General features: G+C 65.7%; 1 protein-coding gene. It reads right to left on the reverse strand.

What is annotated here, in order from left to right:
- Positions 1 to 366, reverse strand: a 366-nt coding sequence (locus KDL01_RS47425; RefSeq protein WP_212534401.1) for a hypothetical protein, incomplete at its 3' end; no start/stop codon positions are given.
- Positions 367 to 379: the final 13 nt, after the last annotated feature.

Here is a 379-nt window from a genome sequence, read left to right on the forward strand (position 1 = left end):
GAATGTGCGCGCCGCAATATCCATGAGGTACATGCGCGCCGCCGCCAGCGAACGCTTGCGCGCCGGTGCGGCAGGTGCAGCGGGCTTGGGCGCCTCGGGTTGCGGCTCGGCCACCTGAACGAAGACGGGCTCGCTGGCAACATCGGTTGCGCGTTGGATGAAACCAGCCTGCACCAGATCGAATACGGCCTGCGCTTCCAGTCCGAGCTGGCCGGCACGCACGGCAAGGTCCTCGCCCGTGACTTGCCCATCCACCATGATGAGAAGCGCGCGGCTTGAGCGACTGAGCGCGCCGCCGCGCGTAGCGATTTCACGTCGCCCCGCGTCGGTTTTTTCGAATCGTGCAGATAACCCTAACCCCTGCATGGCAGCCCCCTAT

The sequence above is a fragment of the Actinospica durhamensis genome (assembly GCF_018139695.1).
Taxonomy (GTDB): Bacteria; Actinomycetota; Actinomycetes; order Streptomycetales; family Catenulisporaceae; genus Actinospica; species Actinospica durhamensis.